The organism is Aneurinibacillus sp. REN35 (assembly GCF_041379945.2).
GTDB lineage: Bacteria > Bacillota > Bacilli > Aneurinibacillales > Aneurinibacillaceae > Aneurinibacillus.
On the sequence record NZ_JBFTXJ020000007.1, the window covers coordinates 196,385 to 219,841 of the forward strand.

Sequence of the window (23,457 nt, forward strand, 5' to 3'; positions counted from 1 at the left end):
TTAAGCGTTAATGTCAATGAATAGGAATCTTGCAATAATTAGCACAGCTAATATCCACATTAGCCAGTGTACTTTATTTTTTCCACCAACCAGGTTATTCGCTGTCGCAAGAACAACATAGAATACAATCCCGAAAGAAATCCCGTTGGCAATGGAATACGTCAGCGGCATGAAAATAATAGTGAAAAATGCTGGAATCGCATACACCATATTATCCCATTCTACTCCGCGTACCGCTCCCATCATTAGTACCCCAACAATAATCAGCGCCGGGGCCGTAGCTGCCGCTGGAACGATAAGAGCCAGAGGGGCAAGGAAAAGAGCGAGAAGAAACAGAATCCCTGTCGTTACAGACGTCAGACCGGTACGTCCACCTTGTCCTACACCCGCCGCACTTTCGACATACGCTGTAATCGTACTTGTACCAAGCATCGCACCAAGGCTGACACCACCAGCGTCTACAAGCATTGCACGGCCGATTTTCTTTTTCGCATCCGGTTTTTCCAGCAAACCAGCCTTAGCGGCCGTTCCTGTTAACGTTCCGAACGTATCGAATAGCTCAACGAAAGTAAAGGTGAACACAATCGTTAATAGGCCGGCATTAAGCGCACCCGCAAAATCAAGCTGTCCAATCGCAACCGTGCTGAAATCCGGGACCCATTTAGCATTTTGCAGACTGCCAAGGTCAGTTACGCCCATCGGGATACCAATCAGTGTCGTTGCGATAATACCAAGCAGAATAGAGGCTTGTACACGCATAACCATAAGGATACTTGTAATGATGAGACCGATAAGTGTCAAAAGAATGGCCTTATGCTCTACAAAGTTCCCAAGCTGCATTAACCAGTCGCCTCCAGGCAGCTCCGTAAACGGATTCGCCGCCTCCTTGCCAATATAGAAGCCAGTCAGAAGTCCACTGGTTTTAAAACCGATAATCGTAATGAACAAACCGATACCAACCGTAATTGCTGCCCGCAGTGATTCCGGTACTGCATCCAATAGCATCTGACGAATTTTCGTGATGGTTAGAATGAAAAAGATAATACCTGAAATAAATACGGAAGCAAGAGCGATTTGCCATGTGATCGCTCCACCTGAACTCATGACTACAGCAGCAAAATATGCATTCAAGCCCATCCCTGGCGCAAGCGCAATCGGATAGTTGACGAACAATCCCATCATGATGGTCACAAGGCCCGCACCGAGCGCGGTGGCCACGAACACGGCATTGAAATCCATGCCCGTGGCGCCTCCGGCTGTAAGTGTGAGCGGGTTGACGATGAGAATATACGCCATGGTAATAAATGTGGTTAAACCGGCAATAATCTCGGTACGCACATTCGTATTGTGTTCTTTTAACCTGAAGAACTTATCCATCATCCTTCTCCCTTTTCTCCTGGTATCGTTTCCTTACAAATTATTCCCACTCAATGGTTGCTGGCGGCTTGGATGTAATGTCATATACAACCCGGTTAATGTGTGATACTTCATTAACGATGCGAACCGAAATCTTCTCCAGAACATCAAACGGAATACGCGCCCAGTCAGCTGTCATGCCATCAATCGACGTTACAGCACGGATACCGATCGTATAATCATACGTCCGCTCATCGCCCATTACGCCTACGCTGCGCACATCGGGAAGAACGGTGAAATACTGCCATACTTCACGCTCAAGGCCCGCTTTCTTAATCTCGTCACGAAGAATGAAATCCGATTCTCTTACAATCTCAAGCTTTTCCTCCGTTACCTCGCCAAGCACACGAATGCCAAGGCCCGGACCTGGGAACGGTTGGCGCCATACAATCTCATGCGGCATACCAAGCTCTTCGCCTACTTTACGCACTTCGTCTTTGAACAACTTATTGAGCGGTTCGATCAAATCAAGCTTCATATCTTCCGGCAATCCGCCTACATTGTGATGAGACTTAATCGTCTGCGCCGTTGCCGTGCCGCTCTCGATGATATCAGTATATAATGTACCCTGCGCCAAGAAATCCATATCCGTCAGCTTACCAGCTTCTTCTTCAAACACATAGATGAATTCATTACCGATAATTTTGCGTTTCTTCTCCGGATCGGCTACGCCTTTTAACTTGTTCAAGAAACGCTCACGCGCATCAATCTTAATCACATTCATGTTGAATTTATCTGCGAATGTTTCCATAACGCTCTCGGCTTCACCTTTACGGAGCAGTCCATGATCTACAAACATACAGGTTAGCTGATCGCCGATTGCTTTATGGATTAATACCGCTACCACAGAAGAATCAACGCCCCCGCTTAACGCACACAATACTTTTTTATGTCCGACTTTCTCACGAATTTCATCGACCATCATGTCAATGTAATTCTCCATCGACCAATTGCCCTCACAGCCGCACACTTCAAACAAGAAGTTCTTCAGCATCTCATTGCCGCGCACGGAGTGACGTACTTCCGGATGGAACTGCACACCATAGAGGTTCTTCTCCGAGTTACTAATAGCAGCAACCGGACACGCTTCATTGCTTGCATCAATCTGGAATCCTTCCGGTACTTCAATGACCTTGTCCGTATGGCTCATCCATACGGTCTCTGTTTTATCCAGTCCTTTGAAGAAAAGAGACTCATTGTGGATCGCGATATCTGAGCGTCCGTATTCACGCACACCTGCGCGCTCCACTTTGCCTTTCAGATGGTATGACATCATCTGCATGCCATAGCAAATGCCTAGAATCGGCAAGCCCATATCATAGATACGCGAATCGCACAGCGGTGCACCTTCTGCATAGACACTGGCCGGTCCACCTGAGAAGATAATGCCCTTTGGGTTCAGCTTCTCAAGCTCTTCAACCGACGTATTGTACGGCATCAGTTCACTGAACACCCCCAGATCGCGCACCCGGCGTGCAATTAATTGGTTGTACTGTCCTCCAAAATCGAGAACAACGACTAACTCTTTCGGCTTGTCCATTTTCGTAAAATCCTCCTCTGTGTAACTTGCTGCGCTAAGGAGCATCCAGCATGTCTTTCATCTTAGCATGTTTTATTTTCCCCTGTAAAAAAAACAAAAACCAGGCTAATCTCTATTTTGAATATAGAGACAGAAACCCGGCATAGGTATCTGCCCCCATAGTCGGATCATTTACGGTGGTCCGGTAGAAACTTTCAGGCCATATTCCTGATATTATATGAGGTCATTTGAACGTATTTTTCGATTATGACGAGATTAGTTTACCAGAGGGATATGAAAAGTCAAGCACTAAAATATGAAAGATATACAGATTTGCACCCTTAATGTTCGTGTTTTATCATATATAAATCCAATTTATCCCTTATTACCTTAAAATAATGTACATATTGTTAAGAGAATTTTGAAAGAAAGAACCCTCTCCGAATAAATTCGGAGAGGGTTCTCAAACGAATGGGATTACATCATTCCCATGCCGCCCATTCCGCCCATGTCAGGCATGCCGCCGCCTTTTTCTGGCTCAGGCTTATCAGCGATTACCGCTTCTGTTGTCAGGAACATAGCCGCAACAGATGCTGCATTTTGCAGCGCCGAACGCGTTACTTTAGCTGGGTCAACAATACCTGCTTCGATCATGTTTACCCATTGTGCAGTAGCGGCATTGAAGCCGATACCGATTTCTTCTTTTTTCAGACGCTCAACAACGACAGATCCTTCAAGACCCGCATTGGCTGCGATTTGACGTACCGGTTCTTCAAGAGCACGCAGGATGATGCGTACGCCAGTTGCTTCGTCGCCATCTGCTTGCACTTCAGATACTTTGTTGTAGATCGATACGAGCGCAGTACCACCACCGGCTACGATACCTTCTTCAACCGCTGCACGTGTTGCATTCAGCGCATCTTCAATGCGAAGTTTCTTTTCTTTCAGTTCTGTTTCTGTAGCCGCGCCGACTTTAATTACCGCAACGCCGCCTGCCAGTTTAGCAAGACGCTCTTGCAGTTTTTCTTTATCGAATTCAGATGTTGTCGTCTCAATTGCAGAACGGATTTGGTTTACGCGAGCTTCGATGTTCGCTTTGTCTCCAGAACCTTCTACGATCGTTGTATTTTCTTTTGTTACGACTACTTTACTTGCTTGACCTAATTGCTGCAGGGAAGCAGATTTCAGGTCTAAGCCAAGATCTTCTGTCACTACTTGACCACCAGTCAATGCAGCGATATCTTCAAGCATTGCTTTGCGGCGATCACCAAAGCCAGGTGCTTTCACCGCTACTGCAGTAAAGGTACCGCGCAGTTTGTTCACAACAAGTGTAGCCAGCGCTTCGCCTTCTACATCTTCAGCGATGATTACAAGAGGCTTGCCTTGTTGTACTACTTTTTCAAGTACAGGCAGGATTTCTTGAATGTTAGAGATCTTCTTATCTGTAATCAAGATGTACGGATTATCAAGTACCGCTTCCATCTTATCAGTATCTGTAATCATGTACGGAGAAGCGTAGCCGCGGTCGAATTGCATACCTTCTACAACATCAAGCTCTGTTGTGAAGCCTTTGGATTCTTCCACAGTGATAACGCCGTCTTTGCCCACTTTTTCCATTGCTTCAGCAATCAGTGTACCGATTTCATCATCTGCAGCAGAGATTGCAGCAACTTGTGCGATGGATTCTTTGCCTTCGATTGGCTTAGAGATCGCATGCAGTTCTTCTACAGCAACACGAACCGCTTTTTCGATGCCTTTGCGGATTACCATTGGGTTTGCACCCGCTGTTACGTTTTTCAATCCTTCACGGATCATCGCTTGCGCAAGAACTGTAGCTGTAGTCGTACCGTCACCCGCTACATCGTTTGTTTTTGTGGCAACTTCTTTAACCAGCTGCGCACCCATGTTCTCGAATGCATCTTCGAGTTCGATTTCTTTTGCGATGGTTACACCATCGTTTGTGATTAATGGAGAACCAAATTTTTTCTCAAGTACAACGTTGCGACCTTTAGGTCCAAGTGTTACTTTTACTGCGTCTGCCAGTGCATCCACACCGCGGAGCATTGCGCGGCGTGCTTCTTCGCTAAAACGAATGTCTTTCGCCATATTTGTTCGCCCTCCTAATTATGTAGTGATTCTATACGGTACCTGAACGGTAATAGGTCATGTATGAAAATGCCGCTCTCAGTGATTAGTCAACAATAGCAAGAATGTCGCTCTCGCGCATAATCAGAAGTTCTTTGTTGTCGAATTTCACTTCAGTTCCAGCATATTTAGAATAGATGACACGGTTGCCTTCTTGAACTTCTAGCGCGATGCGCTCGCCGTTCTCGATGCGTCCGCTGCCTACAGCGACGATTTTGCCTTCTTGCGGCTTTTCTTTTGCTGTTTCTGGAAGTACGATTCCGCTAGCAGTTGTTTCTTCTTTTGCGATAGGTTCGATAATCACACGATCACCCAATGGCTTTAACACTGAAAACAACCTCCCTGATTAAGTATCTTGTTAGCACTCTACTCTACTGAGTGCTAACACAATTATTATAATATAGATTTTATTTATTTTTTGCAAGCCCCATGCTGCAAAAAAATTCCCTTCTCCATTCTCACCACTTTACAGATGGAATATTCCCCGTGCATATAAAAAAAGAGAACCGGAGGGCCGGCTCTCTTATCCCTTTTTTACATCTCTTACCTTACTCTTTCTCCACGCGCAGGACCGCGTCTTCTTCTGTCCCACCGTCATAGAACTCCTTCTCCCATTTCGCATCTTCCTTCAACTGCTTGCGATAGATGATGCGGGAGATTACCACACTGATTTCATACAATATGACCAGCGGCAAAAACACGCTTAAATGGCTGATAAAATCCGGCGGTGAGATCAAGGAGGCTACGATAACGAGCGCCAGATAGGAATATCCGCGCATTTTACGCATCCGCATCGGATTTAAGATGCGAAGCCGCGTAAGAAACATAACAATAATAGGAAGTTCAAACAAAAGCGCCAGCGGAATCACGATATTAAACATGAATCCAAAATATTGGGCTAAGCCGAACGTCTCCTCCGCTCCTAATGTACTTGAGAACTTAACCATAAAAGTAATAATCATCGGAAATACGAGATAATACCCTACAGCAAGCCCAGCTAAGAACAGCAGGAAGGCCGGAATAATGAAGATGCCTGCCGCCTTGCGCTCATGCGGGCGAAGCCCTGGTGTAATAAAACGCCATACATGGTACAAAATAAACGGCAGCGTAATAACGAGCGCAATCACAAACGCAAACTGCATATATACGCGCAGACCGTCCGGAATGCCGAACACGTGCCATTTAACGCCCGCGTCCTTCTGAAAATACTGGACCACCGGCTCCGCGTACGCGAATCCAACAATGAAAGCAACAACGAAAATGAGTGCAACCCATATGAGCCGACGTCGCAATTCGCCCAAATGCTCAACCAGCCGCATCTCTTGCTCTTGATTGCTCATGCGATGTTCAAATCCTCTCCTAGACACACAGCTTTTGCAACTCGGTTACACAACCGTTGTTATGCACTAGATATTTACGTTATGATTCGTTCCTTGAATGATATCGAGCGCTGAAGAAATCTGATCTGCAATCGCGACAAAGCACCATTCCATCCCAGGAAGGCTGCCCGGCAGGTTAATGACCAGCGTATTGCCGCGCGTACCTACCGTTGCACGCGTTAGAAGAACCTTGCGCGAATGCTGCATACTACAGCGGCGCATCTCTTCGGCCAATCCTGGAACATGACGGTCAATTACAAGCTCCGTCGCTTCTGGCGTTACATCCTCTGGGCTCAGACCTGTGCCGCCGATCGTAATCAACAAATCGACTCTCTCTCTGTCAATCAGCTCAATTATGTTCTCTTTAATCATCTCTATATTGTCAGGTGATGTACGATGATGCGCCACAGCAGCGTCCAAGTGTTGTTTCAACAGTGCTTCTAGCTTCGGCAGACAGTCATTCTCTCGCTCCTTGCGATGCACCGAGTTGCTTGAAGTGACGACCCCAATTTTCCACATTCAGGTAACCCTCCGTTATTCACATAAAAATTCAATAAAAACACAATTATATTGTACTATAACCTGTCCGTATTGTGTCGACTTTTGCACATCAATACAGTGGCAAAATCATGAACAAACAATAATTCTTTGCTCCGTAACGATCCGATCTACCCTGCGGTCATGTTCTTCCGTGGGAAGAGACGAAACGATCTGCATTTCATAACAGACCGCTACCAATGGCGGAAGAATGGAAAATCCCGCAAAAAATCGGTCATAGAAGCCGCCTCCATAACCAAGACGCTCTCCTCGCTCCGTAAATCCGACACCCGGAACGATAATAGCATCGAAGCTTTTTCCATTCCACGGCATACACTCATTCTCATTCGGTTCCCTAATGCCATACACGCCCTTTATGAGCACGTCCCAGCCCTTAAACCGGTATGGCACCATCCGCTTCTCCTTCCCATACGTTTTCGGTACATAGACTTCTTTTCCTTCTGCTATACACCAATCAATGAAGCCATCCAGCTCAATTTCATCTCCAAATGAAAGAAAAGAGAAGATGCGCTCCGCATTTTGAATGGCCGGAATGGTGAGCAGACGCATGGTTGCTTCCTTTGAGCACTCCCTGCGTTCCTCTTCTGCGATGTACGCCCGCTGTGCGAGAATATGACGTCTCAGCTTCCGCTTCTTTTCCTTTTGCTCTTCGCCGTTCATCTTTTCTCCTTTCTTCTGTTTTCTAACGTATGTATTTTACGATACACTAGCTGTAGACAAAACTGAGGTGAACCATAATGATCTTATTGCAGACTTTAAATATAAGCAAATCATTCAGCGCCAACCCCATTCTATCCCACATTAATATGGTACTGCAATCGGGGGAACGCGTAGGACTCGTCGGTGTAAACGGTGCAGGAAAATCTACACTGCTTAGAATCATCACCGGACAAATCCTTCCCGATGAGGGCGAAATCCTCAAGGCAAAGGATGTTACACTCGGCTATCTGGCTCAGGATAGCGGACTTGATACAGAGCGGACCATCTGGAACGAGATGATGACCGTGTTCGCCCATTTCAAGGAACAAGAGGCGGAACTTCGCCGCATGGAAGAAAGAATTGGCGATCCGGAACTTATCGCTGATGCGGCACAGCATGAGAAGCTGATGAACGCGTATTCGCAGCAAGTCGAGCAGTTTAAAGAGCGGGGCGGCTATCAATACGAGGCGACCACACGCTCCATTCTGCATGGGATGCGCTTTTATCCGAAAGATTACAATACATCCATCGACCAGCTCAGCGGCGGACAGAAGACACGCCTGGCGCTTGCAAAGCTGCTGCTGATGGCACCTGATATTCTCGTGCTTGATGAGCCGACCAACTATCTCGATATCGAAACGCTTGGCTGGCTGGAGAAATACTTATTGAACTATCAGGGCGCTCTTCTGGTTGTCTCCCACGACCGTTTCTTCCTTGATTCGCTTGTTAACATTGTCTATGAACTCGAGCGGACGCATGCTACGCGCTACGTAGGCAACTATACAGACTATCTGATCCAGAAGGGCGAGCGCGTACAGCAGCAGGTCAGACAATACGAAAAGCAGCAGGCAGAAATCTCTCGGATCGAAGAGTTTGTACAGCGGAATATCGCACGCGCCTCCACAACCAAACGCGCACAAAGCCGCCGCAAAATGCTTGATCGTATGGATGTAATGGATAAACCGCTCGGCGATCTCAAAAAAGCCCAGTTCTCATTTGATATCAACAAAGTGAGCGGGAACCAAGTTCTTATGCTGTCTGATGTAAGCATCGGCTATGAAGACACAGCCCTTGCCCGACATCTTACGTTTGAGATTACCCGTGGTGAAAGGGTAGCGCTGCTTGGGCCGAACGGTCTTGGCAAATCCACGCTGTTGAAGACGCTTGTAAAGCAGATTGAACCGATTGCCGGTTCGATCGCTTACGGAAGCAATGTCATGTCCGGATTTTATGATCAGGAACAGGAGAATCTTAATCCAAATAAACAAGTGCTCCACGAATTATGGGATGAGTATCCGACCATGCAGGAGAAGGACGTGCGGACCGTGCTGGGGAACTTCTTATTCAGCGGAGACGACGTGCTTAAGAAGATTGGCGAATTAAGTGGAGGCGAGCGAGCGCGTGTCTCTTTGGCCAAGCTGATGCTGCAAAAGGCAAACCTTTTGATTCTCGATGAGCCGACCAATCATCTGGACTTATTCAGCAAGGAAATTCTTGAAGAAGCGCTGGAGGATTATCCAGGAACCATTCTCTTCGTCTCGCATGACCGCTACTTCTTAAATAAAATCGCAACACGTGTCCTTGAGCTTACACCGAACGGCGTTATCTCCTATCTGGGCAACTATGATTACTATACAGATAAAAAAGAAGAGCTGGAGGAGCTGAATTCAGCGGCGCTTGCCCCAGCAATGCAAACAAACGAGCAGGACAAAAAAGATGATGTCGTATCTTCAAACAAGGAGAAGTTCCTTCAGGATAAGGAAGCTAAAAAGGTGGAGCGGCAGCGACAGCGGCGCATTGAGCAGTTGGAGAAAGCAATTGAAGAAATCGAAGAGGCGATCGCTGTTCTTGAAGAAGAGCTGTGTAAGCCCGAAGTATTTCAAGACCATGAAAAATCCTTAAAACTTACGGAAGACATTGAGTCTAAAAAAGCAGAACTCGAAACCTGTCTTGAAGAGTGGACCGATCTACAGGAATAGCTTCTGTCTAACCGCTGTCTAAAGCAAGCAAAGCCTGATGCCATCGCGGCAGTAGGCTTTGCTTTTTTTATGACCTGCCGTCCACATCATCCTGCAGCAACCGATAAAGCAGCGGGGCCAATACGTAGATCATGGCAAGTGCCGCAGCGATAATCCCCGAGTCATTCACCAGTAATGCCACCAACGCTCCAAACGATATGGTCCGAAGCCCAGCGGTAAAATACGGATACCTCATTTGGATGTCGCGAATTCTTTCACTCCGGTAGTACAGTAGAACCGCACTGACAATGAAACTTACAAGAAATAACTTGCTCCATATGGAAGCGAGAATAAGACGCCAGTTCATAAACAGCTTACGCTCGATGATTCGTCCAATCTCCTGCCAATTCCCATGCACCAGTTCTCCAACCGCCCGTCCAATATGGGACTGTACAGTGCCAGCCGCCTGATAATTTAAGGCAAACAACAAACAAATAGCCACAAGTCCAATAAGTGATAGCGCTACAATATGCCGCATATGCCAGACAAATCCGGAAAAGGCTGGCACTCCGTATATGAGGGCCGCTACAAATACAAGAATGCCCCCTGCCTTACTTCCTCCTTCGGGCCAAGCCATATATAAAATAATGATTGAAAAAACCATGCCCATAAAGCCGAAAAGCAACAGGCGCTGATGCGCTCGCGCCTTCAACCACTCCCCTGCCATCGCTACACTCAGCCACGCACCGCCAAGCATCACCCCCATATACTCGTTGCCAATGCCATAATAGCGCGCCCCAATCACCGGATCATATCCCATATACGAACGCCGAATCCATTCTCCTCCCATAAATCCATCAAGCAGCAGAGGAAGCCAACCTGCTATCCCAAGCCAAAAAAAGCAGGCAACAAAGGAAACGCGACGCAGCAGCAGAGCTATGCCGCTTCCAACAGCGGCTAGTAATACAACCGTTACGATTGCAGGGGGCAGTTCCGGTAAAATAGGTAACAGCAGCAGTAAGTACGGTATTAACAGAATCAGCACCAATAGCGTCTGCAGCAGGAACATAACAACACGCCGATGTGCCTCTTCCCCCCTCCATGATCGCAGGGATAGAGGAGCAAGCAGCATCACCCCTATAGTCAACCCCACATACGGATATAAAACAGTCGAGCGTGTCGCATATATATAATCCACCTTTTTCGCTAGTGCAAAGAATGAACCATGCTCCATTCTATTGTCTACGGTTAGCGGAAAACCCTTCATCTCAATCGGGATTGGAATGTGGAACCATGAAAGAACGGTGGGCGCTATATCAATATTGGCAGCAATACCGGGCTGTCGTGTCGTTTTTGAGGTTAAGACATTCCCATGCGTCTCATCTCCCCATAGCACAACCGGTGCCATGCGTTTCTTGTTCGCAATGTGCTGATCCGGCAACGATGCAGATAGCAGGAGAAGGCGCTCGTTTTTTTGTGTGTCCTGCACCATCTTCCCGGCAAACAATAGAATCTCTTCTATCGTTTCTTGCCGCAGTTGTGTATATCTTTGCTCTCCCAACACATTTTTATAGCGGGAAAGCCGCTCTAAATCACCTAACTCAGCAACAATCAGTCCTTTTTTCCCCTTTTTCCAACGCGTTAGATACTCAGATAGGAATACATAATCTGTCTTTTTTCCTCCGGGGAATACAGCCGTGTGTGTCACCGTCTCTTCTCCGATCCATCCTTGAGGCGTTATTCCTTGATGATCCATAGTAAGCATGGGAGCAAGGCGGCTTCTCCTTCCTTCCGTATCACCGTTACCAATCACAGCACGACTGATCCGGTGTTTTTTTAGTGTATCCCCCAGCAAGCCGGGTACAGCCCCCGTATTCTTCTGTATATTTGTCGCCATTAACGCCGGTACATACGGCAGCAGCACGGCTCCGTTCCGTACATTAACTGGCAATGTGCCTGTATACTGCCGATAAAGTGCAAGCCCGTTGATCCGCTTTTCAGCGATACCGTATGCTTGACGCATCCATTCAATTCCACTAGCACGCGTACCTGCACTGAGTGTAGCCGCATTGTGGATATCTTTTAGGGATACGGCTGTGCGAATATTCATCTCACCCATCGCTGCCTGTTGTAAAAAAGAAAAATGCGGACGCTGATATACCGCTGCGATGTCCTCTACTGTAAGCTGTGGAACAAGAAGAATAGTAACAGTGGAAACGTTTTTTGAGAGCGCATTGGTGGTAAACAATAGAAATACGGTAAAAAATACGGCACTACATCCTACTACAAAAATCTTCTTTTTTCTCAACACCACCGCCTCCTTTTCCACATATCCACACATCTATTCACACTTTATTATGATAAAAAACAGGATAACACCAGGTTATCCACCGTTTTATCCACATTATCCACAATTATGTGGATAATGTTATTCAGCATGTATTCAGCATTTGTCCACATATTTTGACAAAATTTTCGTGTTTTTCACAGGCCTGTAGCTGACTTTACACATAATAAAAAGCAACCCCTTTATAGGGTTGCCTTTTTATCCAAGAGGCAAACCGGGAATGCCGTTGAGCGACATATCCGCCAGATTGCCTTTTTTATATTCAATATAACCTGCTCCCGCGATCATGGCAGCATTATCCGTACATAGCGAAAGCGGAGGGATGAGCAGCTCTACACCTTCACGTTCCGCCCGCTCGGTTAATGCGCTGCGCAGCCCTTTATTGGCGGCCACACCGCCGGCAAGCAGCAGCTGCTTTACCGGACGCTCTTTCATTAGCGCAAATGATTTATCCACAAGCACCTCAACAACCGATGCTTGAAAACTTGCCGCCAGGTTTTGCGGCGCAATACTTTCTCCACGCTGAGCTGCATTATGCAGCGTATTGAGTACCGCTGATTTTAGACCGCTAAAACTGAAATCATACGTTCCTGCAAGCCAGGCGCGAGGCAGTGGAATGCTTGGCTCCCCTTCGTGCGCCAGCCGGTCAATATGCGGCCCTCCCGGATAAGGAAGCCCCAAAGAGCGGGCGACTTTATCATAGGCTTCCCCGACCGCATCATCACGCGTCTGCCCGATAATTTCGTACGAGCCGTGCTCCTTCATATACACCAACTCCGTATGACCACCTGATACGACCAGCGTTAGCAGCGGGAATTCCAATTCCTTTATGAAGCGGTTCGCATAAATATGTCCGGCAATATGATGCACACCGACCAACGGAATCCCCCGTCCGAATGCAATCGCCTTAGCAGCGGCTACACCGACGAGCAGCGCTCCAACAAGCCCTGGTCCGTATGTGACAGCAACCGCATCCACATCGTCAAATGTGCACGATGCTTCAGCAAGCGCCTGCTCAATAATGACCGTAACATTCTCCACATGATGGCGCGATGCCACTTCCGGCACAACGCCGCCAAATCGTTTATGACTTTCGATCTGTGAAGACACAACGTTAGAGAGAATCTTCGTCCCATTCTCAATAACAGCCGCTGATGTCTCATCACAGCTTGTCTCGATGCCGAGAATACGAATCGGCTTGCCTGCAGCGAGCGCTTCGTCCCGCCGTCTATATACTTTCTGCTTCCAATTGTTTGTCATCTAACCTCACCCACATTATAATGGCATCTTCTCCATTATCAGTATAATAGCCGGGACGCACACCTTCTTCTACGAACCCAAGCTTCCTGTACAACCGCTTCGCTGCCTCATTACTTCGGCGCACTTCAAGTGTCATCGCCAGAGCACCGGATTGTGCGGCAAATGCCATCAGACGATGCATCAACTGCTCGCCTAGATGATGTCCGCGGTACTCAGGGTGAATAGCAATATTGGTGATATGCGCTTCATCAAGCACCAGCCACATGCCGCCGTATCCGATGACACGCCCGGCTGCTTCCACAGCAAAATACCTGGCAAACACATTCTTTTTTAGCTCATTAATAAAGGAATCTCTTGACCACGGTGTAGAAAACGAAAGCCTCTCCACTTCTCCAATATCATCAAGATCTTTTATTTCCATACGACGAATCATGTATTCATCTGCCATCGCATCCGCCTCCTACTTCTTCTGACCAGCAAGCCATTTGGCTTCAGCTTCCGCCAATTGAAGGTAGACAGGGGCAAATGCTTGTGTATCTTCAACCCGTTTTTCTCTAAGAGCGCTCCAGCCTGCCATAGCAAGATGGGCTGCGCGTGGCACTCTATAAGATGGTGGTGCAAGTACTGCCTGCTCCCCCAGCGTGTCCATAATAGCGGCTTCATGGATGGCGATATCATCGCTCAGGAATAAAATTGGCTCCTTTGCATCTGCTTCCTTCCACTCTTCCAACGCCTGCTTGAGCAGTACGATCCGTTCTGCTCCCACAAGGTCAACACCGCCTGTCTGTGTTTTCTTATATACACCCGTATATACCTGTCCACGACGCGCATCAAAAAACGGAACAATTCGTCCTGGAAAATAGGCGCCGTTCCAGGCCAGTGCTTCAAGACTCGATATCCCCAGCAGCGGAATCGACAGAGACCAGGCCATGCTTTTGGCTGTGGCTACTCCTATGCGGACGCCCGTATATGACCCCGGTCCGCGCGCTACCGCAATCGCGGTCAGCTCAGACGGGTCCACTTCCACCTCATCAAGCAGTTGACTGACCATTGGCATCAGCCTTATACTGTGATTTTTTTTCATATTGGTGACGCACTCACCAAGCACTTTGTCCTCACTACACACCGCTATGCTTAAACTAAAATTCGAAGTATCAATTGCCAGAATGGCCATGCTTTATCGCCTCGCATACTATTTCGTATCTTCGACCGTGCGGAGTAAAGACAAGCATGCGCTCATCCCCTTCCCCGCGCGTAATCACTACGTCACAGCGTTCTTCGGGAAGCTGCTCGGCGATTATCTGCGGCCACTCTACTACCGTCACGCCGTCGCCATAAAAATATTCATCAAACCCTAAGTCTTCTAGTTCGTCTTCCATACGATATACATCCATATGGTAAAGAGGCAGACGGCCCATATATTCCTTAATAATTGTAAACGTTGGACTATTCACTACACCGCTTATTCCCATGCCGCGGGCAAGTCCCTGCGTAAAACTTGTCTTTCCTGCGCCTAAATCACCTGATAGTGTGAGCACATCTCCTGGCTCTGCAAGACGACCGATCCGATCGGCCAAAGCCTGCGTATCTTCCGCCGAATGGCTATAGAATGTATAGGTATTCGTCTGTTTCATTTTTCTCACTTCCTACAAAAACTCACTTATCGTCATTAAAATGATTATACCCTTTTTTCGGAATCTGCGTGACGTCTCCATTGCGTCCACGCAACTGCACACCGACTTCACCTGCCTGTACGCTACCGATCCAGTAGAGGGGCAAGCTTTTAGCAGCAAATAATCGACTAAGTGCCTCCCGATGCTCCGCGGCGACACAGCCGATCAGATGATAATCTTCCCCCCCGTAATACGCCCAATCCAGCGCACGCTTCCCACTCTCTTGAGCCAGACGCTTGGAAGCTTCGTTTAGTGGGATATTCGCTTCGTCAAGGATGAGACGCACACTGCTTGCCTCAGCAATCTCCCATGCCTCGCTTGCCAAACCATCACTAATATCATTAACCGCTATGCGAAAACCACTTGCCGCTAGAATGCGTCCCGCTTCTACGTCCGGTGAAGGTCGGCGGTGTCGATCAGTAAGTGATGACCACTCGGCAGGCACATGGTGTATAGCAACACCTTCCTGCAGCAGAACATGAAGACCGGCACCGGAATCACCCACCGTACCGGTCACAAATACGACGTCTCCCGGTTGTGCACTGCTGCGGCGCAGAGCTGCTCCTTGCTCTACTTCGCCAAGGACAGTAACCGTCAGCGTAAGCGGACCCGGCACAGCCACCGTATCACCGCCAATTAAAGCCATCTGATGATGTGATGCTAACTCAGCCATCCCTTCATATATCTCTGCCAATTCTTCTTCCTGCCAAGTCTGGGGTAATCCTAGCGATACAAGATAGAAAAGCGGGATACCCCCCATCGCGGCCACATCGCTAATGTTTGATGCCAACGCTTTATATCCGATATCATGCGGGAGCATCGTCTCCCGCTTGAAATGTACATTCTCTACTATTGTATCGCAGCAGGCAATAAAGTCATATCCAGGACGACTGCTTACCACGGCTGCGTCATCGCCATTCCCTACCGGAACTCGTCCCGCAAGCGATGCCGGCATATTGTGCCGCTCCGTCAAATAGGAAATCAAGCCAAATTCATCGCGCCGCTTCTCTGCCATGCTTCTCCTCCAACTCCTTCAGCTTTAAGTGTCCTCTACATTTTCCACACACATATTTATTCGTATTCATCCGCCGCTTACGCAAATACCTTGTACCGCAATCCGTACATACCAGCTCATAGCGGTATGTCTCCTTTTTAGGCGCAGCTACAGATTGGCAGTACCTACTGCCGCCCACCTGAGCAAGCAGCCTTCTAAAGTCCGAATCTCTATGCTTATATCCTCCGCCAGTTAGGTGAAGGTGATAATGGCAAAGTTCGTGCTTAATAATCCCGATTAACTCTTCGATACCGTATTTCTCATAATGTTTAGGATTAAGCTCGATGTTATGCGTCCGCAGGACATAACGTCCACCGGTTGTTTTCAATCTCGCATTGAAATATGCATGGTGTGCGAAAGGACGTTGGAAGTATTCTGTGGAGATTTGCTCGACGAGCTGCTGCAGTTGCCCGTCTGTTATGCTTGGCATCTTATCGCCTCCATTCTTGCACACACTCCCTACATGCGCTACACTTGTGAACGTACATATGAAACAAGGGGGAGCCATCTGATGCGCTACTGTATTTTATCGACAGAAAAAAAACTACAATTCGTCGCTATGCCTGACAGCTATATGTATCAGCTTGTTGCGCTGCTGCGTCGGCTTCACAAAGAAATCGACAAGCTTACAATCTCAGACCGTCCTATACTGCCCATACCAGTCGCTGAATGCGCCGATCTTGAAGTACACGCAGAGAATGTTCATGTACTTCAAGGGATTGATTACTTGGCGGGCTTAGAACAACAATTCGCGAATCTAAAAGAAGAGAACTATCCATTGATCTCACTGCTCACTGAGATTCGTGCACTGCACGCACAGCTTGAATATCTCATCGAAGAAGACGAATACGAGTAACATTTGCTTCTCCGTCACATATAGTAATAAGAGTACGATTAAAAACGTGACGGGAGGAAACAGAATGCCGCAGTGGCTGAAACGTCAATTAATGAGAGCTTTTCAGACAAAAAACAGGCGGCAGATTCTGCTGCTCAACGATTGCTGGTTCTTATACATCGATAAGCAGGGGGGGCGAAGCTAACACGTTTCAGCCTCCCTTTTTCGTATCTTATTTCCCTTCCGGTCCAAGCATCGTCAATCCGACCCGGCCCTTCTGCACATCAATGTCCTTTACCCATACTGTTACGATTTCACCGACAGAGACAACGTCAAGAGGATGTTTAATAAAGCGGCGGCTCAATTGCGAGATATGAACCAAACCGTCATTCTTCAAGCCAATATCCACAAATGCGCCAAAGTCCACTACATTGCGCACCGTACCTTCAAGCTCCATTCCTTTGGCAAGATCCTTAATATCGAGAATATCTTTTTTTAGCAGCGGCTTATGCAGTTCTTCGCGCGGATCACGTCCGGGACGCAGCAGACTGGCTACGATGTCATGCAGCGTCGGCTCTCCGATACCAAGCTTTTGTGCCATCTCCTTTATATTTATCCTCCCAAGCTTCTCTTTAGCATCCTCGCGCGTAATGTCTTCTGGTCGGATGTCAATCTCCTGCAGCAATGCCGCTACACTTGTATACGATTCCGGGTGGATGGGAGTATTATCAAGCGGATTCTCTCCCTCGCTAATACGCAAAAAACCAATGGATTGCTCATATGTTTTCGCGCCAAGGCGCGGTACTTTTTTCAACTGTGTACGTGAGGTGTATTTACCCAATTCTTCACGATATGCGACAATATTTTTTGCTACCTGCTTCGATACCCCCGATACGTACTGCAATAGAGATGGAGAGGCCGTATTCGCATCGACTCCTACATAGTTCACCGCAGATTCAACGACAAATTGTAAGCTATCCGATAATTTGCTCTGTGATACATCGTGCTGATACTGACCTACACCGATAGATTTCGGATCGATTTTAACCAGTTCGGCAAGTGGGTCCTGCAGTCGACGTCCTATTGATACGGCACTCCGCTCCGCTACATCCAGATTAGGAAATTCTTCTCCCGCCAGTTTAGAAGCGGAATATACGCTCGCCCCCGCTTCATTAACAATAATATATGAGATATCCTGCCCTAACTCTCTGAGCAGTTCAGCAGCAAATTGCTCTGTCTCTCTTGAAGCCGTACCATTGCCGATCGCAACAACCTGAACCCCGTATTTTTCAATCAACCCGGCAAGCACACGCTTTGCTTCTTGAATCTTGCTCTGTGGCGGTGTCGGATACACGACGACAACCTCAAGCAGCTTGCCTGTTTCATCAATAACGGCAGTCTTACAACCGGTACGATATGCCGGATCAAGCGCTAGCACTACACGGTTGCGCAGCGGCGCTTGCAGGAGAAGCTGGCGCAGATTCTCAGAGAAAATATGAATCGCCTGCTCCTCCGCTTTTTCTGTCAGCAGATTACGCACTTCCCGTTCGACAGCAGGTGCAATCAGGCGCTTATAACTGTCTTCAAGCGTTGCCATAAGCAGATCCGCAGCAATACTATCTTTGCGAATCCATTTCCGTTCTAAGTACTGTAGAACGGAGGCGGAATCTAACTCGATCTTTACCCGAAGAATGCCTTCTCGTTCCGCACGATTTACAGCGAGAACGCGATGGGGAGCCATGCGGCCTACCGGTTCATTATACTCATAATACATCTCGTATACATTTTTGCCGGACGGCTCATCTTCCTTCTTCACGGTGGATAGTACACCGCGTTTCATCGTATAATCCCGTACCCAGCTACGAACAGCCGGATCATCTGCAACAAGCTCAGCAATAATATCCGATGCCCCCTGCAAAGCTTCTTCTACGGTATTGACACTCTTTTCGACATCTACATATTTCGCTGCTTCTTCTGCCACACTTCCTGTACGTGCGGATAATATGAATTCGGCCAGCGGTGCAAGCCCTTTTTCTTTGGCTGTCGTTGCCCGAGTGCGGCGCTTCTGTTTGAATGGTCGATACAAATCCTCTACCTGTTGGAGCTTAATGGCTTCCCTGATCTGATGCTCCAACTCATCTGTGAGCTTATCCTGCTCGGCGATCAGGCGAATAACCTCTTCTTTTCTCTCTTCTAGCTGCCGTAGATACTGCACGCGCTCCTGGATTGTACGAATCTGGTTTTCATCAAGCATCCCTGTCATTTCTTTACGATATCGAGCGATAAACGGGACCGTGCTTCCTTCATCAAGCAGCGCAACAGTACGTTCTATCTGCTGCTGCGTAATATGCAGTTCTTCTGCGATAACCGAGATCATTTGCTTTATTTCCATAGGCTAACATCCTTCCATGGCTTTTTTTCTTATAACGAAAAAAAAGCTACCGTATATCACAGCAGCCTCTTAAGAACTTTTCATTCATGAATATCTTTAAAAATTAATGAGTCCTAAACTAATCTGGAGAGCGTCATTTACCCGCTCCATCATTTCCTCGTCCAGGTGTGTGATCTTATCCGTTAGCCGCTGTTTATCGATCGTACGTATCTGTTCAAGAAGAATGACGGAATCCCGGTCAAATGCATACGTCTTCGCATCGATCTCCACATGAGTAGGCAACTTAGCTTTTTGTATTTGTGCCGTAATGGCTGCGACGATTACTGTCGGACTGAAACGGTTCCCTATATCATTCTGTATGACCAACACGGGACGGACCCCGCCCTGCTCTGATCCGACAACCGGGGATAAATCCGCAAAATATACGTCGCCACGCTTCACGATCACACACTACACCCCGCTCACTAAACGTCCCAACGTCAGATCGGCTTCTTCTTCGGCTTGAAAGGCCTCGCTTGCCATATGCAAATTGATGTTTGCCATCTCCATATATCCGCGCTGCATCATCTCACGGATATGACGCTTTTTACGTTCTTTCAGATACAGTCTCATTGCTTGACGAATAAATTCACTGCGATTTGACTTTTCCTTCTTAACCAATCCATCCACTTCCTGTAATAGATGATCTGGCAAACTAATCATGATACGCTTCGTGTCCATTTTAGACAAGACCATCGCACCTCCAACACCAACGCTATACCACATTTTCACAAGTTGAATGACCGCGCGAAAGGCACATTACCAGTATGGCGTAGCCCATACAAAAATATACTGTGCGCGGCTTACTAGGAAAGAGATTTCGACTCCTCTTCCTACTATTCGAGCAATACCGGCAAAATCCTGCCTTATCCCATTATTTTTAAAAGAGATTTTGCTCCCTGTTTTGATTCTTACTGATTGTACCACGATTCCCCCTGCGTCACAACAGGAGGAATGGCGTTTTTCCCCGTCTATTCCTGACAAAAACTTGTTAGGATACGATTGCTAACTGAAACGATGCGCCCCTTTTCCATGTATACGCGCGGTACACGCTTACTCACCATGCATGTAACCTCATAGTTGATGGTCCCTAACCACTCTGCCATCTCATCTACAGTAATCTCTTCTTGCCCTTGATGACCGATCAGCACCGCTTCCTCTCCAACAGCTACATTAGGAATATGCGTCACATCCACCATGAACTGATCCATACACACTCTTCCTACGACACGGGCACGGCGTCCTTTTACCAACACATAGCCTTTATTCGACAGCATCCGGTTGTATCCGTCCGCATATCCTACCGGGATCGTCGCAATAATTGCCTCTATGGGGGCTTCATACGTTGCTCCATAGCTCACTTTTGTGCCTGTCGGTACACGCTTTACATGACTGATTCGCGCCTTCCATTGAAAAGCCGTTGTCAGTGGGATATGTGTGGTTTTGGCATAGCCCGATGGGTACTGGCCGTATAAACTAATACCCAAACGAATCATATGACGGCTGCGTTCCGGATAGAACATCGCAGCGGCGCTATTATTCGTATAAAGAAGCGGAATCGTCACTCCTACTTTCGTAAGCTCATCTACAAATCGTTGAAATTCTTGGTACTGTTCAAGTGTGTACGACGTATCTTCTTCGTCCGCAGTAGCAAAATGCGTAAACATTCCTTCAATCTGTATCCAGGAACATTTTTTAGCTTGTTCACAAAAAGCGAGCAGTTCCTCTACAGAACGCATACCGATTCTTCCCATTCCAGTATCTACTTTGATATGAACGCGGGCCTGCCTCTGCATTTTCTCAGCGATCCTGCCAACTTCCCGCAAATATTCGACCTGATATACAGTCATCGTAATATCATGCGAAAGCGCAAGTTCGACTCCCCGTACAGGAAAGGAGCTTAATACCAGGATTGGAGCGGTAATACCCTGGGTGCGCAGTTCCAATGCTTCATCCAGCAGTGCAACGCCCAGCCATTCCGCACCTTCTGCTAACGCTCTTTGCGCTACCTCATAGGCCCCATGGCCGTACCCGTCTGCTTTCACTACCGCCATAATTTTCGCCTCTTGAGGAATATGTTTGCGAAAGGTCTGTATGTTCTCTCCGATCGCATCCAGATTTACTTCGGCCCAGACATCCCGATAATACTCTCCCATCCCTGACATGGTTCTATCTCCCTCTCTTCTGTGTACGTGCAATCTGTTTATCCAGTTCATCAAGAAATTCCTGCGAAGCCATGATGCTATATTTCTTACCGCCCTGCGTCTTATATGTCGGCTTCCAGACACTTGTCCGCTGCAACTCATGCAGCGCTGCACTTTCCTCATCCTTACCGACTTTCATAATAAGATGTGTCCGAGATAATTTGTATGTCGGGTGCAGAATGGCTTTATAGATCATTGGAGCAAATCCGACGATAACCACCGCCGCCCCCATGGCGATAATAAATACACCCACGCTGCTTCTTGGCATAAAATTGAGCAGCCCAAGCATGACAATCATATAAAGCACTGTCTCAATCAGCTTATACTTGAATGGACGTTTAAGATAAATGTCTTTTGCGCTTGCTTCTTCATGCCGCAATATGTTCCCCTGCTGTTTCTTCATAAGGTCCCCTTTCTTTCGCGTTCATTTTGCAGAATCGGTAGCAGATCATCAAGTGTATGCAGCAGAATATTCGGAGTTTGCTGCAATTCATCAAACGGCTGTCCTGTGCGGTTTAACCAAGCCACGTGAAATCCAAAGCTTTTTGCTCCGGCGGCATCCCAAGCATTCGAAGAAATGAACAGAACTTCTTCCCGCTCCACGCCAAGTGTCTCTACTACCCTTGTATAAGACGCCGGATGCGGCTTATACAGTCTGGCATCATCAACACTGATAACCGCATCTATGTGCTCCTCTACTCTCGTGTTCTTTACAAGAGGTAGAAGGAAATCAAGTGAGCCATTTGAAAAAATAACCCGCTGCCATGCCGTCAACTTAGGCAATATACCAAGCACCTCTGGGTAGGGGCGAAGCATAAGATATTCCTCCATCAATCTTTTCCGGTACGTCTCATCTAATGGAAGATCCATTTGCTTGCAAGCAAACACAAGCGCTTCCTCCGTCACCTGTCTAAAATCAGCATAACGTCCCATTAAAGAGCGAAGCCATGTATATTCTAACTGCTTCGTTCGCCATAGTTGACTAAGCGAAGCTCCTTGACCCGGAAAATATTCATCACAAGCTTGAACAACGGAATGAACATCAAACAGCGTACCGTAAGCGTCAAATACGATCACCTTAATGCCTTGCATGTCTCTCCCTCGTTTCTGCTTTACGCTACGTTCAGTATAGCAGATATACTGTCAATCTGGGTACATGCCCTATCCCTATCAGGTTGATTGCTACATACACTATGTATAGGGTATATGTAATTTGCTGTAAAAGGAGGTGATCGGGGTGGCACAACAGATACGTAAAAAAAAGAGTGTAGCACCTGGTAAAGCAGCTGTCGGCAAACGTTTAACAGGAATAGAATCATCTCTGTCGGAGATGGAAAGTCAAATGCATCAGACGAAGGAGACAATGAATAAAATCGAGGCAATGCTTGCACAACTAAACCAGACACCTGGAATACAACCTGCTCAAAGAACGAGAACCACAAAAAACCGCACAAGAAAACAAAGTACTGAACCACGTCCTCGCCGTCAAATCTCGCTTCTCCCATTCTTAGGGCGAAAGCGGGAAGCAGAATCACGGAAGCTTCCTTCTGAGAATGGACTCGTTGGCATGCTCAAAGGAGTCGATCCGGCAGCATTGGCTACAATGCTTCAGAATCCTGCGGTTCAATCGCTCATTACGAAAGGGTTAAACAGCGGTGTGGCATCAAAGCCAGCCGCTAAAACAGGAAAAGCAGGAAAGCCCGGTGCGAAAGCAACCAAGAATGTTGTGAAAAAAGACGGACTAGGCGATATGTTAGGCGGCATGGACTTTACCCAAATCGCAAAGCTGCTGCAAAATCCCATGGTACAATCCATGCTTAAGAATATGTTGTAACCCATATGTTTTTATTGCAGAACCATTTTATGTGAGTTGCAAACAAAAAAGCACTTCTCTCTATATAGAAAGAAGTGCTTTTGCGCGTAATACCGATGGTCGGGGTCGAACCGACACTCCCGAAGGAACACGATTTTGAGTCGTG

At 47.3% G+C, this 23,457-nt stretch carries 24 protein-coding genes and 1 riboswitch; of the genes, 4 read left to right on the forward strand and 20 right to left on the reverse strand.

Annotated features, from left to right (window positions below; translation table 11 throughout):
• The 7 genes from AB3351_RS14920 to AB3351_RS14950 all read right to left on the reverse strand — a co-directional run bounded on the left by AB3351_RS14920 (position 1) and on the right by AB3351_RS14950 (position 7,677).
• Positions 1–1,377, reverse strand: a complete 1,377-nt coding sequence (locus tag AB3351_RS14920; protein ID WP_371147965.1) for an NCS2 family permease — start codon at positions 1,375–1,377, stop codon at positions 1–3.
• A 40-nt stretch (positions 1,378–1,417) separates the two neighbouring features.
• Positions 1,418–2,956: a glutamine-hydrolyzing GMP synthase gene (guaA, locus tag AB3351_RS14925; protein ID WP_371147934.1), complete on the reverse strand. Its 1,539-nt coding sequence runs from the start codon at positions 2,954–2,956 to the stop codon at positions 1,418–1,420.
• A 139-nt stretch (positions 2,957–3,095) separates the two neighbouring features.
• Positions 3,096–3,197: riboswitch (purine riboswitch) on the reverse strand.
• A gap of 215 nt (positions 3,198–3,412) precedes the next feature.
• Positions 3,413–5,041, reverse strand: coding sequence for a chaperonin GroEL (groL, locus tag AB3351_RS14930; RefSeq protein ID WP_371147935.1), 1,629 nt, complete (start codon positions 5,039–5,041; stop codon positions 3,413–3,415).
• 85 nt (positions 5,042–5,126) lie between these two features.
• The gene (gene groES, locus AB3351_RS14935) at positions 5,127–5,408 is read right to left on the reverse strand and encodes a co-chaperone GroES (protein WP_371147936.1); all 282 of its coding nucleotides are present in this window, start codon (positions 5,406–5,408) and stop codon (positions 5,127–5,129) included.
• Between the two features lie 220 nt (positions 5,409–5,628).
• On the reverse strand, positions 5,629–6,420 hold the full coding sequence (gene tatC, locus AB3351_RS14940) for a twin-arginine translocase subunit TatC (protein ID WP_371147937.1): 792 nt from the start codon (positions 6,418–6,420) through the stop codon (positions 5,629–5,631).
• A 66-nt stretch (positions 6,421–6,486) separates the two neighbouring features.
• On the reverse strand, positions 6,487–6,978 hold the full coding sequence (locus AB3351_RS14945; RefSeq protein WP_371147938.1) for a MogA/MoaB family molybdenum cofactor biosynthesis protein: 492 nt from the start codon (positions 6,976–6,978) through the stop codon (positions 6,487–6,489).
• A 108-nt stretch (positions 6,979–7,086) separates the two neighbouring features.
• Positions 7,087–7,677 carry a 5-formyltetrahydrofolate cyclo-ligase gene (locus AB3351_RS14950; RefSeq protein ID WP_371147939.1) on the reverse strand — a complete coding sequence of 197 codons (591 nt, stop codon included), beginning with the start codon at positions 7,675–7,677 and terminating at the stop codon, positions 7,087–7,089.
• A 77-nt stretch (positions 7,678–7,754) separates the two neighbouring features.
• Between AB3351_RS14950 and AB3351_RS14955 the strand changes: the two genes are divergently transcribed.
• Positions 7,755–9,695, forward strand: coding sequence for an ABC-F family ATP-binding cassette domain-containing protein (locus AB3351_RS14955; protein ID WP_371147940.1), 1,941 nt, complete (start codon positions 7,755–7,757; stop codon positions 9,693–9,695).
• Between the two features lie 67 nt (positions 9,696–9,762).
• Here the strand turns inward: AB3351_RS14955 and AB3351_RS14960 are convergent, their stop codons facing one another.
• The 7 genes from AB3351_RS14960 to AB3351_RS14990 all read right to left on the reverse strand — a co-directional run bounded on the left by AB3351_RS14960 (position 9,763) and on the right by AB3351_RS14990 (position 16,429).
• Positions 9,763–11,982 (reverse strand): hypothetical protein, encoded by a 2,220-nt coding sequence (locus AB3351_RS14960; RefSeq protein ID WP_371147941.1) that lies wholly within the window; start codon positions 11,980–11,982, stop codon positions 9,763–9,765.
• 237 nt (positions 11,983–12,219) lie between these two features.
• Positions 12,220–13,281: a tRNA (adenosine(37)-N6)-threonylcarbamoyltransferase complex transferase subunit TsaD gene (gene tsaD / locus AB3351_RS14965; RefSeq protein WP_371147942.1), complete on the reverse strand. Its 1,062-nt coding sequence runs from the start codon at positions 13,279–13,281 to the stop codon at positions 12,220–12,222.
• The gene (rimI, locus tag AB3351_RS14970; protein WP_371147943.1) at positions 13,250–13,729 is read right to left on the reverse strand and encodes a ribosomal protein S18-alanine N-acetyltransferase; all 480 of its coding nucleotides are present in this window, start codon (positions 13,727–13,729) and stop codon (positions 13,250–13,252) included. Before rimI ends, tsaD begins: the two co-directional genes overlap by 32 nt.
• Before the next feature lie 12 nt (positions 13,730–13,741).
• Entirely contained in the window at positions 13,742–14,455 is a 714-nt protein-coding gene (tsaB, locus tag AB3351_RS14975; protein ID WP_371147944.1) for a tRNA (adenosine(37)-N6)-threonylcarbamoyltransferase complex dimerization subunit type 1 TsaB, read from the reverse strand.
• A complete protein-coding gene (gene tsaE / locus AB3351_RS14980; RefSeq protein ID WP_371147945.1) occupies positions 14,436–14,915 on the reverse strand; it encodes a tRNA (adenosine(37)-N6)-threonylcarbamoyltransferase complex ATPase subunit type 1 TsaE in 480 nt (159 codons plus the stop codon). The genes tsaB and tsaE overlap by 20 nt, the downstream gene beginning before the upstream one ends.
• Positions 14,916–14,937: 22 nt before the next feature.
• Positions 14,938–15,969, reverse strand: coding sequence for a thiamine-phosphate kinase (gene thiL, locus AB3351_RS14985; RefSeq protein ID WP_371147946.1), 1,032 nt, complete (start codon positions 15,967–15,969; stop codon positions 14,938–14,940).
• A complete protein-coding gene (locus AB3351_RS14990; RefSeq protein WP_371147966.1) occupies positions 15,947–16,429 on the reverse strand; it encodes a SprT family protein in 483 nt (160 codons plus the stop codon). The genes thiL and AB3351_RS14990 overlap by 23 nt, the downstream gene beginning before the upstream one ends.
• 90 nt (positions 16,430–16,519) lie before the next feature.
• On the opposite strand from AB3351_RS14990, the gene AB3351_RS14995 reads away from it, so the two are divergent.
• The gene (locus AB3351_RS14995) at positions 16,520–16,864 is read left to right on the forward strand and encodes a hydrolase/acyltransferase (RefSeq protein WP_371147947.1); all 345 of its coding nucleotides are present in this window, start codon (positions 16,520–16,522) and stop codon (positions 16,862–16,864) included.
• 64 nt (positions 16,865–16,928) lie between these two features.
• Positions 16,929–17,048: a cortex morphogenetic protein CmpA gene (gene cmpA, locus AB3351_RS15000; RefSeq protein WP_371147948.1), complete on the forward strand. Its 120-nt coding sequence runs from the start codon at positions 16,929–16,931 to the stop codon at positions 17,046–17,048.
• 27 nt (positions 17,049–17,075) lie between these two features.
• Here the strand turns inward: cmpA and AB3351_RS15005 are convergent, their stop codons facing one another.
• The 6 genes from AB3351_RS15005 to AB3351_RS15030 all read right to left on the reverse strand — a co-directional run bounded on the left by AB3351_RS15005 (position 17,076) and on the right by AB3351_RS15030 (position 22,570).
• The gene (locus AB3351_RS15005; protein ID WP_371147949.1) at positions 17,076–19,235 is read right to left on the reverse strand and encodes a Tex family protein; all 2,160 of its coding nucleotides are present in this window, start codon (positions 19,233–19,235) and stop codon (positions 17,076–17,078) included.
• 96 nt (positions 19,236–19,331) lie between these two features.
• Positions 19,332–19,682, reverse strand: coding sequence for a type II toxin-antitoxin system PemK/MazF family toxin (locus AB3351_RS15010; RefSeq protein WP_206249150.1), 351 nt, complete (start codon positions 19,680–19,682; stop codon positions 19,332–19,334).
• A 3-nt stretch (positions 19,683–19,685) separates the two neighbouring features.
• Positions 19,686–19,970: a CopG family ribbon-helix-helix protein gene (locus AB3351_RS15015; protein ID WP_206249149.1), complete on the reverse strand. Its 285-nt coding sequence runs from the start codon at positions 19,968–19,970 to the stop codon at positions 19,686–19,688.
• Between the two features lie 275 nt (positions 19,971–20,245).
• Positions 20,246–21,439 (reverse strand): alanine racemase, encoded by a 1,194-nt coding sequence (alr, locus tag AB3351_RS15020; RefSeq protein WP_371147950.1) that lies wholly within the window; start codon positions 21,437–21,439, stop codon positions 20,246–20,248.
• 4 nt (positions 21,440–21,443) lie between these two features.
• Positions 21,444–21,881: a hypothetical protein gene (locus AB3351_RS15025; protein WP_371147951.1), complete on the reverse strand. Its 438-nt coding sequence runs from the start codon at positions 21,879–21,881 to the stop codon at positions 21,444–21,446.
• Positions 21,878–22,570, reverse strand: coding sequence for a haloacid dehalogenase type II (locus AB3351_RS15030; RefSeq protein WP_371147952.1), 693 nt, complete (start codon positions 22,568–22,570; stop codon positions 21,878–21,880). Before AB3351_RS15030 ends, AB3351_RS15025 begins: the two co-directional genes overlap by 4 nt.
• A 145-nt stretch (positions 22,571–22,715) precedes the next feature.
• On the opposite strand from AB3351_RS15030, the gene AB3351_RS15035 reads away from it, so the two are divergent.
• A complete protein-coding gene (locus AB3351_RS15035) occupies positions 22,716–23,312 on the forward strand; it encodes a hypothetical protein (RefSeq protein WP_371147953.1) in 597 nt (198 codons plus the stop codon).
• Positions 23,313–23,457 lie beyond the last annotated feature (145 nt).

Excerpts from the sequence above, each read along its gene's own strand:
- AB3351_RS14920 (WP_371147965.1), bottom strand. The coding sequence starts at position 1,377 with ATGGATAAGTTCTTCAGGTTAAAAGAACACAATACGAATGTGCGTACC.
- guaA (WP_371147934.1), bottom strand. The coding sequence starts at position 2,956 with ATGGACAAGCCGAAAGAGTTAGTCGTTGTTCTCGATTTTGGAGGACAG.
- groL (WP_371147935.1), bottom strand. The coding sequence starts at position 5,041 with ATGGCGAAAGACATTCGTTTTAGCGAAGAAGCACGCCGCGCAATGCTC.
- tatC (WP_371147937.1), bottom strand. The coding sequence starts at position 6,420 with ATGAGCAATCAAGAGCAAGAGATGCGGCTGGTTGAGCATTTGGGCGAA.
- AB3351_RS14945 (WP_371147938.1), bottom strand. The coding sequence starts at position 6,978 with ATGTGGAAAATTGGGGTCGTCACTTCAAGCAACTCGGTGCATCGCAAG.
- AB3351_RS14950 (WP_371147939.1), bottom strand. The coding sequence starts at position 7,677 with ATGAACGGCGAAGAGCAAAAGGAAAAGAAGCGGAAGCTGAGACGTCAT.
- AB3351_RS14955 (WP_371147940.1), top strand. The coding sequence starts at position 7,755 with ATGATCTTATTGCAGACTTTAAATATAAGCAAATCATTCAGCGCCAAC.
- tsaD (WP_371147942.1), bottom strand. The coding sequence starts at position 13,281 with ATGACAAACAATTGGAAGCAGAAAGTATATAGACGGCGGGACGAAGCG.
- rimI (WP_371147943.1), bottom strand. The coding sequence starts at position 13,729 with ATGGCAGATGAATACATGATTCGTCGTATGGAAATAAAAGATCTTGAT.
- tsaB (WP_371147944.1), bottom strand. The coding sequence starts at position 14,455 with ATGGCCATTCTGGCAATTGATACTTCGAATTTTAGTTTAAGCATAGCG.
- tsaE (WP_371147945.1), bottom strand. The coding sequence starts at position 14,915 with ATGAAACAGACGAATACCTATACATTCTATAGCCATTCGGCGGAAGAT.
- thiL (WP_371147946.1), bottom strand. The coding sequence starts at position 15,969 with ATGGCAGAGAAGCGGCGCGATGAATTTGGCTTGATTTCCTATTTGACG.
- AB3351_RS14995 (WP_371147947.1), top strand. The coding sequence starts at position 16,520 with ATGCGCTACTGTATTTTATCGACAGAAAAAAAACTACAATTCGTCGCT.
- cmpA (WP_371147948.1), top strand. The coding sequence starts at position 16,929 with ATGCCGCAGTGGCTGAAACGTCAATTAATGAGAGCTTTTCAGACAAAA.
- AB3351_RS15005 (WP_371147949.1), bottom strand. The coding sequence starts at position 19,235 with ATGGAAATAAAGCAAATGATCTCGGTTATCGCAGAAGAACTGCATATT.
- AB3351_RS15015 (WP_206249149.1), bottom strand. The coding sequence starts at position 19,970 with ATGGTCTTGTCTAAAATGGACACGAAGCGTATCATGATTAGTTTGCCA.
- alr (WP_371147950.1), bottom strand. The coding sequence starts at position 21,439 with ATGTCAGGGATGGGAGAGTATTATCGGGATGTCTGGGCCGAAGTAAAT.
- AB3351_RS15025 (WP_371147951.1), bottom strand. The coding sequence starts at position 21,881 with ATGAAGAAACAGCAGGGGAACATATTGCGGCATGAAGAAGCAAGCGCA.
- AB3351_RS15030 (WP_371147952.1), bottom strand. The coding sequence starts at position 22,570 with ATGCAAGGCATTAAGGTGATCGTATTTGACGCTTACGGTACGCTGTTT.